The sequence below is a fragment of the Acinetobacter defluvii genome (assembly GCF_001704615.3).
GTDB classification, from domain to species: Bacteria; Pseudomonadota; Gammaproteobacteria; order Pseudomonadales; family Moraxellaceae; genus Acinetobacter; species Acinetobacter defluvii.
This window is the reverse complement of sequence record NZ_CP029397.2, coordinates 1,982,433-1,994,250: the sequence shown is the minus strand read 5'-3', so window position 1 is coordinate 1,994,250 and position 11,818 is coordinate 1,982,433. Positions and strand designations below refer to the sequence as shown.

At 37.2% G+C, this 11,818-nt stretch carries 15 protein-coding genes; 14 read left to right on the top strand and 1 reads right to left on the bottom strand.

The features are described 5' to 3' along the window. Positions 1-3 precede the first annotated feature (3 nt). On the bottom strand, positions 4-1,110 hold the full coding sequence (locus DJ533_RS11945; RefSeq protein ID WP_148245836.1) for a hypothetical protein: 1,107 nt from the start codon (positions 1,108-1,110) through the stop codon (positions 4-6). A gap of 138 nt (positions 1,111-1,248) precedes the next feature. Here DJ533_RS11945 and DJ533_RS11940 point away from each other — a divergent pair, with 138 nt between their 5' ends. The 14 genes from DJ533_RS11940 (at position 1,249) to DJ533_RS11875 (ending at position 11,519) form a co-directional block, all read left to right on the top strand. Then, positions 1,249-1,680 (top strand): hypothetical protein, encoded by a 432-nt coding sequence (locus DJ533_RS11940; RefSeq protein WP_065992781.1) that lies wholly within the window; start codon positions 1,249-1,251, stop codon positions 1,678-1,680. Positions 1,681-1,756: 76 nt separating this feature from the next. Next, positions 1,757-2,137, top strand: a complete 381-nt coding sequence (locus tag DJ533_RS11935) for a hypothetical protein (protein WP_065992784.1) — start codon at positions 1,757-1,759, stop codon at positions 2,135-2,137. Continuing rightward, positions 2,137-2,721, top strand: coding sequence for a glycoside hydrolase family 19 protein (locus tag DJ533_RS11930; RefSeq protein ID WP_065992788.1), 585 nt, complete (start codon positions 2,137-2,139; stop codon positions 2,719-2,721). The genes DJ533_RS11935 and DJ533_RS11930 overlap by 1 nt, the downstream gene beginning before the upstream one ends. A gap of 306 nt (positions 2,722-3,027) precedes the next feature. Further along, positions 3,028-4,233, top strand: a complete 1,206-nt coding sequence (locus DJ533_RS11925) for a tyrosine-type recombinase/integrase (RefSeq protein ID WP_065992789.1) — start codon at positions 3,028-3,030, stop codon at positions 4,231-4,233. A gap of 149 nt (positions 4,234-4,382) precedes the next feature. Next, complete coding sequence (locus DJ533_RS11920) at positions 4,383-5,294, top strand: hypothetical protein (RefSeq protein ID WP_065992790.1); 912 nt, start codon at positions 4,383-4,385, stop codon at positions 5,292-5,294. A 114-nt stretch (positions 5,295-5,408) separates the two neighbouring features. Continuing rightward, positions 5,409-5,618: a helix-turn-helix transcriptional regulator gene (locus DJ533_RS11915; protein WP_065992793.1), complete on the top strand. Its 210-nt coding sequence runs from the start codon at positions 5,409-5,411 to the stop codon at positions 5,616-5,618. Positions 5,619-5,620: 2 nt separating this feature from the next. Beyond that, positions 5,621-6,004 carry a hypothetical protein gene (locus DJ533_RS11910; protein ID WP_065992794.1) on the top strand — a complete coding sequence of 128 codons (384 nt, stop codon included), beginning with the start codon at positions 5,621-5,623 and terminating at the stop codon, positions 6,002-6,004. Beyond that, positions 6,001-6,714, top strand: coding sequence for a phage antirepressor KilAC domain-containing protein (locus DJ533_RS11905; protein ID WP_065992798.1), 714 nt, complete (start codon positions 6,001-6,003; stop codon positions 6,712-6,714). The genes DJ533_RS11910 and DJ533_RS11905 overlap by 4 nt, the downstream gene beginning before the upstream one ends. Next, positions 6,711-6,926, top strand: coding sequence for a helix-turn-helix domain-containing protein (locus DJ533_RS11900; protein WP_065992802.1), 216 nt, complete (start codon positions 6,711-6,713; stop codon positions 6,924-6,926). The genes DJ533_RS11905 and DJ533_RS11900 overlap by 4 nt, the downstream gene beginning before the upstream one ends. After that, complete coding sequence (locus tag DJ533_RS11895) at positions 6,923-7,267, top strand: hypothetical protein (RefSeq protein WP_065992803.1); 345 nt, start codon at positions 6,923-6,925, stop codon at positions 7,265-7,267. Before DJ533_RS11900 ends, DJ533_RS11895 begins: the two co-directional genes overlap by 4 nt. Positions 7,268-7,269: 2 nt before the next feature. Then, positions 7,270-7,566 (top strand): hypothetical protein, encoded by a 297-nt coding sequence (locus DJ533_RS11890; RefSeq protein ID WP_065992804.1) that lies wholly within the window; start codon positions 7,270-7,272, stop codon positions 7,564-7,566. Between the two features lies 1 nt (position 7,567). Then, positions 7,568-7,837: a hypothetical protein gene (locus DJ533_RS11885; RefSeq protein ID WP_065992806.1), complete on the top strand. Its 270-nt coding sequence runs from the start codon at positions 7,568-7,570 to the stop codon at positions 7,835-7,837. Next, positions 7,834-9,972, top strand: a complete 2,139-nt coding sequence (locus DJ533_RS11880; protein ID WP_065992811.1) for a DUF3987 domain-containing protein — start codon at positions 7,834-7,836, stop codon at positions 9,970-9,972. Before DJ533_RS11885 ends, DJ533_RS11880 begins: the two co-directional genes overlap by 4 nt. Positions 9,973-10,310: 338 nt before the next feature. Beyond that, a complete protein-coding gene (locus DJ533_RS11875; protein ID WP_065992812.1) occupies positions 10,311-11,519 on the top strand; it encodes an IS256 family transposase in 1,209 nt (402 codons plus the stop codon). Positions 11,520-11,818: the final 299 nt, after the last annotated feature.

Here is an 11,818-nt window from a genome sequence, read left to right as displayed (position 1 = left end):
GCATTAAGCGCTTTTCTTAATAGTATTGTTTGAGTGAATAATAAATAGTAAAAAGAACAATACTGTATCATAAGGAGTAAACAAACCTAGTTGATCCACAAAAAAACGACTAAGTATCACTACCCCAAATAAAGTTAAGGTCAGGTTTCTCGAAAGAACAATATATATTAATATTCCTACAGATAGCAATGTATGAGCTATTCCATAGCGCAGATGACCCATTATAAAAGAATTATGGGGGTTATTTTGAAACGATTGAATCCATGAGCAACAGTCAGAAAGCTTTCTACCAAAGAAAAAATCTGAATTATTATGCATAATACCAGTCAAATATTCAGTTAAGAATATTGATCTTTCTGAGCTCAATCCATTAGTAAAATTGGTGTTTAGTTCTATGAAATTAATAATAGTATTAAATTTTATTATACAAATGACGATAATAGTCGCAAAGAAAACGCCTATCAGTTTATAGTTTTTCTGGCGTGCCATAATAAATATAAGCATGACTAAAGAGAATACAATACCGCTACGACCAAACAATCCCACACAGCAAATGAAAGTAACTAATGGATAAATTAAAGGAGTTGGCTTTTTAATTTTCTCAAAAGACAGTGCTAATAGAGCCAATAAGATGACAAAAATTGCACTTAAATAGTTTCGACTAGAGCCTTTTAATACTTCATTGTATAAGTCTGGATCAGAAAATCCAAATGCATAAAAATAATACAGAATAAGGGATGTATAACACCAGAATAGAATTTTTATGAACGTTTCACTATTTCGCAATGTAAATAATGCATATGCAGTAATTAATGAAGAGATACCATAAAGTAAGTTGTAATATGTTATTAAGGTTGGAAATTCTTGTGAAAACAACCCAAAAGTAGCTAAAATTAATGTTATCAAACCTAAAAGAAGGAAGAATTTCTGATTTATTGCTTTATTTAGCAATACCATTAATAATGGTAAAGATATAAGAAAATACGTGCCTAAAAAAATGTAACTTTCAGTTCTTAAGTACATGAAGTACATAAAAAACTGAATTACTATCAAAGTGCCAAAAATATAGCTTTGATCCAATAAGTATTTCTGATTTTGATTCATATTCATGACATGAAGTCTTTTGTAAAATTCAGAAAAGAGTTTAGCTTCTAAGTTGTAAATATCAATCAAATTTAATAAATTAAAGCAAATTTCATCCTTTAACCTTAAGTTGAGTGAATCTTGAAGAAAATTAGAACCATTTTGATGATGATTATTGCAGGATTATTAATGCAAGCTTGCAGTATGTCAGAAGACAAAGTTTTCGCATCGCAAACAGTTTGTAAAGAGAAGCAGTGCCCACTAATGGCAATTAAAGAGTCAGAAAATAAAAATTATAGTTTGTTTTTTGATGTGGAAAATGATAATTCTGAAATAGAACAAGTAAATTTAGTTTTGGATAATCAGCAGCATATATATAAATTGGCTGATGAGAATGTAGAATATTCAAATACCGGCGAGAGTACTTACATTGTGTTGAATGTAAATAAAGATCTTGTTGATAGCTTAGTTGCAGCAGAAAATTCATCTCTAAGTATCAAAACAAAGAGTAGAACATTTAATGGAATTATTCGTACTGGACAGCAAGAGAGTGAATTATATAAGGCTGCTAAAGAGTTTAAAAGCAAATTGAATTAATCACCCAAACAACCACACCTAACCCTGATCTTTAATACGAAGATCGGGGTTTTTATTATTTAAAGTTGAGGTGGGTATGCAAGAAAATACGATTCCGTGGATCATCAAAGTTGTTCCAGCGGTTGTAGGGGCGTTATTAGCATTAGTGTTAAGCGGTGATATTGATAAAGAGGGGAAAATTAAAATCTCATTTGCTGTAATTGGTAAATTTGTTGCAAGTGTGACAGTGAGTTTGTATGGTGGTTCTGCCTTTATTGAGCATTTTGACTTGCTTGAAAAGTCAACGATGTATCAAGGTTTTGTGATGTTGATCTTTGCTGTCTTTGGTCTGCTTGCGATCGGTATCGTGTACCAATCAATCGCACTCTTAAAAGGCAAGCCGTTATCTGAAGTTATTTCCGAAATTAAAGCTGCATTTATTTCAATTATTGGGAATGGCAAAGGAGGGCAAAGCTAATGAATAAAGATCAAATTAAAAAGCTGCAAAAGAATGTAGGTGTGAATTCTGATGGTTTTATTGGTCGCGACACATTTACAGCATTATTTAAAAAACTAGGTGCATCAGATGTACGTGCTAATGAATTAGCACTTGCAGCAAATGTACACATGCGTACTTATAAGATTTTAGATAGTGCAAATCGTTTTGTACATTTCATTGCTCAACTTGCACATGAATCTGGCAACTTTCGATATATGGAAGAAATTGCATCTGGTGCAGCGTATGAAGGTCGAAAAGATTTAGGTAATGTGATTGCAGGTGATGGAAAGCGTTATAAAGGACGTGGTCCTATTCAACTCACTGGACGTGCAAACTATCGAAAGTATGGCCAAGCTTTAGGTTTTGATTTTGAAAATCATCCTGAGATTGTCGCTTATCCAAGCGTAGGTATGCTGGTAGCGTGTAAGTATTGGTCTGATAATAGGCTGAATGAATTGGCAGATCAGGACGATGTTTTAGCGATTACCAAAAAAATTAATGGTGGTACGAATGGTTTGGCAGATCGTAAAGCACATTTTGCAAAATTGAAGTCATGGGTTTGATTTTATTGTAACAAAAATATTGGGCGCAACTTGGGCACCAATAATATTTAACTAATTGATTTTTAAGGTTGTACTGTTCTTTGACATCGTAGAGGTCACCAGTTCGAATCTGGTTAAACCTACCAAATACCTAAAATCGTATAAACTTATATAGTCTTATATGTATGATAAAGCCTTGAATTATAAAGATTCAGGGCTTTTTTATGTCCTTTTATAACCTATCTTAAACTCATATAGCAATAGCATCCGTGTACACAGTGGTGTACACTGAATGCCTACCTTAACTCAGTGTACAAGGTTGTGAGCATGAAAAGACAAGACATTAAGAAAAGACCTTTATCCGATACCGTCTTAGAGAGTTTAGAACCCGAAGATAAAGAATATCGGGAGCTTGACGGCAACGGCTTGTATTTCCGTGTACAACCAAATGGGAAAAAGGCTTGGTTATTTCGTTATAAAAAAGAAAATGGGAAATGGTCATGGCTTGGACTTGGTACTTACCCCACCATAAAAGGGGCTTTGGCAAGAAAAAAGGCAAATGAGTTTGCTGATAAGCTTTCTAATGGTGAGCCACTAACTACTCGAAAGATGGTGAATCAACAAAAGATAGAAAATGAAAATCTACGTTTCAAAGTTTTAATGTTTGATTGGTTAGATACTAAAAAATCGAATTGGGGATTTGATACCTATGATAAAGCGGTGAAGTCGATCAAACGGCATATCATCCCTGAATTTGGTGAAAGGGATTTTACAGCTATATCACCAAAAGAATGGTTTGATTTTTTTCAGGGCTTGCAACGTGATTTGGGCATTTATACCCAAGTCGAGAAATTAACCTCGTATGTCCGTAATGCTTATGATTGGGCAAAGTTCCAAGAGAAAATTGTATTTAATCCACTGGAGGGCATCACTAGGCATTTGGATAAGAATAATGGCGGTAATATGAAATTTGTTGAAATAAATGAATTTCCGTCTTTGATCCATGCGATAAGAAGATACCCCAAAAGAGATATGGCAATCGGTTTAGAGTTGTTTGCTTTGCTATTTCCTCGTCCTGTAGAGCTGAGGTATGCCACTTGGGAACAGTTCGATTTTGATCAAGCTGTATGGATTAAGCCCGCAGAAATTATGAAAAAAGATATTGCTCATGCAGTACCTTTACCAAAACAAGCAATTAAGCTGTTAAAGGAATTAGAAACGTATCGGACGGAATCAAATCTATTGTTTGCAGGGAGGGGGAGCTTAACCGAGCCTGTATCTGACAATACATTCAATCAAGCTTTAAATCGTCTAGGTTATCAAGGGCGACAAAATCCACATGGTTTTAGACATATCGCCAGTACACAGTTAAATAATAAATTCAGCGATAAGGAGCAAGTCGTGGAAGCTTGTTTGGCACACCTTAAAAAAGGGGTAAAAGGAGTTTATGACAAAGGCGCACATTTTGAGGAACGTATAGGGATGATGCAGTGGTGGGCAGATGAAATAGATCGTATGACCAACACGCCGTAATATGTCGCACTAGATAGCCTTATATATTCTTATTTAACCTTTTATCGTATATATTCAGTTTGCTAAGCCTAGGTTGATCCCCGAAAGTCGAATACCCAATTCGATTGGCTTAGTCATTTCTATTGGGTGTTGCTGTGGGAGGCAAATAGGTGAATTTATTTGAAGATATAGAAATAGAAAATACCAAATTTATAAATATTGTTGAGGCTTTAGAGTTAGCATCAAGAAAAATAAGTTATGGGGTTTCTGATATTGCTAGAAGATTGTTACTTGATGAGTTTAATAAAACTGCTTGTATGTTTAAGTTAAATGATTATGGAAAGATAGAATTATATTGTTCTGAACAAGAATTCAATGGCAATTATGGAGTAACTACCGAGTTTCTAAAGCTGGCTATATCAACTGATGGAACTTTTGAATATGTAGAAACAGATGTTTATGATAATGAATATGAATATACTAAAGATCATTGGCTTGAGTATTATTGGTTAAAATCAGACTTTTTTAATTTTTCATCAATTAAAAAAATAGATATATCGGAAGAAGACTATAAAAACTTTTTAGAGGCGGATAGCCAAGAGTGCCTTTATGATTTTATGGCTCAACTAAACAAGCAAGAGGACGATAAAAAATTTAAGGAAAAAGCCAAAAATGTATCTATCAATTTTTTTCAAGAAGTAACAGAATTTGAATCTATTCAAGAATTGGGTGAAAATACAGTTAAAAATTCTAATAATCAAAGTGATTTAGTAAAAGAATTAAATGAAGAAATAGAAAAATTAAAAACCGAGCTTCTAAAGAAAGAGGAAGAAATGCAATGCCAACAAGATAAAAATGCAATGGAACCTCAGGAAATAAACTATAAAAACAGTGACTTGTTATTAATAGCGGCTTTATTGAGTGCATTGCAAAATGAAATAAAGGTTAAGGCGAATAGGTCACAATCGAAAATTTTGCAAAAAATAGAAGATGAACATATTGGCATCAAAGGTTTTTCAAAAAGTCGTACTGAAAAAATTATTGCAGAGGCAAACAAGGCATATAAATTATTGAAAAATTAAAGAATGAAATAGTAAATAATTGCAATGCAATTTTATTTCATTGCATTGAAATGAATAAAAAAATAATAAATCAAATACTAGCTCCACGTTATACAACTATGTGGAGCTATGTACATGCAACCCATCCGAATTACATTTAACCAGACATGCGAGTTATTAAGCATAAAGCGCAATGCTTTACGTGAACTCACATTGAATGACCCTACATTCCCGAAGCCATATAAAGCAGGCACCACACGCCAAGCCCCTGTTTATTTTGACTATGCACAGTTAATCGAATGGCATAACAATCAAATGAAAAGCCTTGCTGTACTGGAGGCTTAACCATGACTAAAACCCAAATTAAAGCCATCGGTTTAAATGCCAGTCGCCAATTAAACGCCGTGTCCAAGGACGTTTATAACCGTGATTTGGTTACAGCTCTTAATCATGAACAGTTAAAAGCAGTATCTGTATTCCTTAATGATCTATACGGCGTACTCGATACGTTCTATGAGCGTAACCTCAAATCATGTTTTACAGAGGCTATGGAATACACCGAGCTTGTGAAAAAACGTATTGATGCATTAGCCGAATACATCCGACCAACACGCCTTAAAACTACACATATATCGCCTAAAACAATTGTTCAAATGCTCGATACAGAGCAACAGGCAATGCACCACCTTTCTACGCTACTCGACAATATCAAAGTGGGAGAAAAAGCATGAATCAACTCGTTAATTTACCCACTGTGACAATGAACAGTATCCAAATTGCTGACTTAGTTGAATCTGAACCACGAGCAGTAAACCTGTCAATTGAGCGCTTAGCCAAAAAAGGAATTATTCAACTTCCTCCAATGGTGAAAGTTGAGAATAAACAATCAACTAGTCCAAATAGATTTGCAAATGTTTATGAGTTTTCAGGTGAACAAGGTAAACGTGATTCAATTATTGTGGTTGCTCAATTATGCCCCGAGTTCACAGCTCGTTTAGTCGATCGGTGGCAAGAGCTGGAGAACCAACCTAAACAACATAATGTTGATTTAAATAACCCTCATGCACTGCGTAAGGCATTGCTTGAATATACAGAACAGGTCATCGAGCTTGAGCATAAAAATTTAGGCTTAGAACAATCTATTCAAACCATCACCCAAACACCTGCAGGTGTGAAGTTCCAACAGGCTTGTAAGATTCTCAATATCAAACGTCATGTATTGGCTGAATGGCTTTCTAAGCATGGTTGGGATAGACGATTGAATAATACTCGTGCATCGACTTACTACAGCCAAGAACGTGGTTATTGTGAAACTAAATACGAGGAAGTCGTAAAGATCAAAACAAATGGTGAGCTTGGGAGTTATACCAGGATCGAGTTTTTTATTCTGCCGAAAGGAATGCAGATCCTCGTCAAGCATTTTGGGAGTGCTGCAGCATGAGTACAAACCATCAAACCCAAGTCTTAGCCCACCTCAAACAAGGTAAAACTCTAAGCCAAGCCGAGGCAATTAATCTATTTCACTGTTATCGCCTCAGTGCTGTGATTAATCGCCTACGCAATTCAGGTTATGACATCGTAACTCACCAAGAACCCAACCATAACCGAGATGGTTATCACGCTCGCTATGAATATCGGGAGTTGAAAGTATGAAAGAGTTTTCAATAAATCTTTTAAAACTCGCTTTAGTTTGGGTAATTGCTATTTTTCTTATTGCAAGCTGTAGCAAACCATCTTATGCTAACGGCGTTCAGTGCCAAATCACTGAATTTGCCTTGGCCGGCAATAAAATTAACACAAGCGCATATAGTCCGCTCAGGGCTTTTTTTATGCGTACTATCTCTATGCGTTCGCATTTTATGGTGAAGCTGGAGAGGGACACTTTCGAGTGTGCAGGTTTCTTGTGTTACCTGTCGGCCAACCCTTTTCAGCTTTGCCACCCTCATCACTTGGCCGTGATTGGCAAAGCTCCAATGAACACAGGAGCGCATTAATCATGCCTAAAAATACAAACACGCCTAAAATTTATAATGATGCTGATCTAGCCAGTATGTACGGTGAATCATGCGAGTTCACGGAATGGCTATCTACTCTAATTGCTCAAGTTAAAAAAGAAACAGACCAAATCAAAGAGAAATTATCTACGCATTACAATGTAGATAATTGTCATTTTTATACCCTAGATAAGCTTTTAGCCCTTTCCGAGTTTATGGCTGATGAACGTGTGGCAACTTTGGAACGCTTACACCAAGAACATGCTCAAGAATGGGCAGCACATAAGGAGGGCGTTTAACATGACTAAACATGACACAAATAACGCTCTACAGACTTATGATGCAGGTGAATTGGTTGATGCTCATACCTTAGCAAAATCACATCTATCATGGGTAAATGCACTGGTATCTACAGTCATTCAGAACAATAAAACAGGTAAGACTTTTTTCAACCAAGAATTATTAGATGTAGCCCAATATCTATCTGATACATTTGCCGATGAACACGATCTACAGCGTGAAGCCTATCAAAAGGAAGTAGATTCAAATAAAAAGGCGGTGACACTATGAATATCACCACCTCCATCAAACCCGATTCGATTCTAGCAAATTGTACGGTACTTAATCCACTCGATGACGCTTATATCAATCATCCGATTATTCAGCGTTTTGGCAGTCCATCACAGCCGATCTACGTGGAACAATGCAATGTAGAGATTAACGGCGTGAGCTATGAACAGCCTTTGATTCTACCGATCTATAACGCTCGATTGGAACTCGTACAATGTGCTGTAGTACAAGATAGACAACTCATTCAAGTCATGCCTGATGGCTTGGCAAAAGGCTTTGCCTACTTTGGTGACTTGCACCAGGATAAACATGTCATCGTCACACATAGTTTAGAAGCTTTCTTTAAAATTGCTTCAAGTATAGCGATTGGTTTTGAGCCACCATTACAGCCCTTTGCTGTGGTATTGGTCATATTGCCCCACCTATACCATGCCAATAAAACAACACTCAAAGCCTTTGATTTTGAGCAAATACAGTTTGTGATTAATCAACTCTCACAAACAGGCTATACACAGATCTACATGCCAACACGAGCAGAGCATATAAAACTTAAACCCTATCAAAACCTCGAGCAAAATACGGTGGTACGCTTATTAAATCAAACCATGCAGTATGGCGATAAAGCATTTCATATTGATTTAAATCGTGATGATGATACTGCAGAAGTACAAGCTTTTATTCATGAGGCAATCAGTCAATTGCCTAAACAGGATGACCACTGGGGCGAGTTGCTACCACTGACACAAGCTGAATCCGCTATAAATACCCCTTATCCGATTCATGCTTTGCCACCATTGGCGAGAGAGGCTGTACTTGCCATTGCTGAGTATGTGCAAGCACCAATAGCCATGGCTGCCCAATGTGTTATAGGTGCCATGTCCCATATTGCCCAAGCCCATGTAAATGCACCACATCCGTTCAATGCTCAAGGTGAGCCATGTAGCTTATATCTTTTGACAGAGGGACAAAGCGGAAGTCGTAAGAGTACAAGCCGAAATATGGCAGACAAAGCCATTATTCAATATGAGCGTAAACAATACGAGCAGTACCGCCGTGACCTTGAACAATGGAAAAGCGGACAAGCCTCATTAAATAAAAAGGATCGTGAAGCCTATTGCGCTGAGAATCCGCCACCACATGACCCAAGTACGCTTTACAGTGACATTACCCTTGAATCTATTGCAGGGCTTTATGTGGATGGTGTACTCAATAACGCCTCTATTGCCAGTGATGAAGCAGGGCAATTTTTTGGTGGCTATACCATGAAAGGTGACACTCGTACTCAAGCGATTGGAGGCTATGCCAAGTTATTTGATGATGGTTTTGTAGAACGCACCCGGTCTAAGTCCAATTTGAATGGTAGCGGTCGTGCTTATGATGTTCGCTTGACGTTCAACCTACAGGGACAACATGAGGTATTAGCCGATGCACTTAAAGACCCAGTGTTAAGAGGACAAGGCTTTTTACCTAGATTTATTCTCACTATTCCTGAGAACTTGGCAGGTACACGGCTACAGGATGCAATCTATCAAAATAAGAATGCCAACACGGACCATCGCTTAATTGCTTACTGGACACGTTGCGAATACTTGCTTGATGACTGCCCACGCCCTCATGCCGATCAAGAGCTGTATAACGGTCGCTACGTCATTCCCATGAATGAACAAGCAAGAGAAATAGATCTAGCCTTTTACAATATGTTTGAGGAATTACAAGGCAAAGGTAAACGCTATGAATATCTACAGGCTTTTGCTAGTCGAGCGAGCCAATTAGCACGGCGTTTAGCGACCGTGTTCGCTTACTTTCAGGGTTTACAGTGGATTGATGCCAGTACCTTAAAAGGAGCGTGTGAAGTCGTTAAGCATTCGTTAAATGAATGGGCAATGTATGCAGATATTGAGGTTAAAACAGAGAGTGATGCAGAGAAGTTGATTAAGAACATTTTGTCCAAATGTATTAAGGAGAATACAAACCGTATTTTAAAATCTTTAGCTGCAAAAGGTGCGCCGTCACATCTAAGAAAGGCTAAAGCATTTGATCCATGCTTAAACGAGTTAATTGAATTTAATTATGTTCGATTGGTCATTATTGATAAGTCTACATACATTGAATTGAATCCATTACTATTGAAATAGATGCGATTTTGCGGTTTATGCTTGAAAGCCTTTACTGATAAGGCTTTGCATACCGCAAATGGATTGCGGAGCGACTGCGGAGGATTGCGTTTTTTGTGAAGAGCTATATTTTTAGATGTACTATTCCGCAGAAACCGCAATCATACGCAAGGTGTCGCAAATAGATTGCGGAGCGGAAACCTTTATATAGCAATGGATATAAGAGGAAACCGCAAAATCGCAAAGATTTCTAAGAAAATATATAAAAATGAAAAAATTAAACGGAGAGACTGTAAATAAAACTGTGTAAACGCTTAGACTATCCCTCAACGCTGTTAGGGGCAACACAGGTGTTTACCATGAAAGATGAAGCAATGCTGGCATTAGCCAAAGAATTTGCCAAGAACTTAAAGACAGAAGCTGACCTGAATAATTTCAGTAAAGCTCTAAAGAAATTAACGGTGGAAACTATTCTAAATGCTGAACTCACTGACCATTTAGGTTATGAGAAGCATAGTCCTAGAGTAGGTAAAAATGCTCGTAATGGCTATACAACTAAACGCCTACTGACTGATGATGGTGAGTTTGAGCTAGACACGCCTAGAGATCGTGATGGTACATTTGAGCCTCAGTTCATCAAGAAAAGTCAAACTCGAATCACGCAAATGGATAGTCAAATTCTATCCCTTTATGCTAAAGGAATGACGACACGAGATATCGTTGCCACGTTCAAGGAAATGTACGATGCAGATGTCTCTGCTACCTTAATTTCCAAGGTGACAGATGCTGTGATCGACCAAGTCACTCAATGGCAAAACCGCCCTTTGGATGCATTCTATCCAATCGTTTACCTAGACTGTATTGTCGTGAAGGTGCGACATAACAACACCGTCATCAACAAGGCTGTATTTCTTGCTTTGGGTGTCAATGCAGAGGGGCAGAAAGACTTACTTGGACTGTGGATGGCTGAAAACGAAGGGGCGAAGTTCTGGTTATCAGTTCTCACCGAACTGAAGAATCGTGGCTTACAAGATATACTGATTGCATGTGTAGATGGATTAAAAGGCTTTCCTGATGCGATCAATACGGTCTATCCTGATACCCATATCCAGTTGTGTATTATCCATATGGTACGCAATAGCTTGAAGTATGTCAGTTGGAAAGATTATAAGGCCGTTACATCTGATTTGAAGAAAATCTACCAGTCGGTAACCGAAGATGAAGCTTTACACGCCCTTGATGAATTTGGTCAGAAATGGGATGACAAATACCCTCAAATCAGCAAATCATGGCTCGGGCATTGGCCGAATCTCAACACGTTCTTTGCTTATCCTATGGATATTCGTAAAGCAATCTACACAACGAATGCGATTGAATCATTGAACAGCGTGATCCGTCATGCGACCAAGAAAAGAAAAATCTTCCCGACTGATGATTCAGTGAAAAAAGTGGTATATTTAGCGATTATGGCAGCAAGCAAAAAATGGACAATGCCTATCCAAAATTGGAAATCTGCTATGAACCGCTTTAGTATCATGTTTGAAGAGCGTGTAACCAAGTATTTTTAAAACTGTATTTACACAGAATTATTTACACCCTCTAAACGGATGTTGGACGGTCATTCAACACATATCAAAATTAAATGAATTTGATCATCACCCCTATATTATTTTTAAACAATTACTTAAATACCTAAATCGTCACTTTGGTCATCACCCAAAACTATACTTTATGACGTAACAAAGCCTAAATTGCAGCCAGTGTATGACGTAACAGTGATTACATATTGCCCACTTTATGACGTAACAAAAATATTACTAGATAAAATTTGCGGTGAGTAACAGTAGTTTTGCATATAAAATACTCA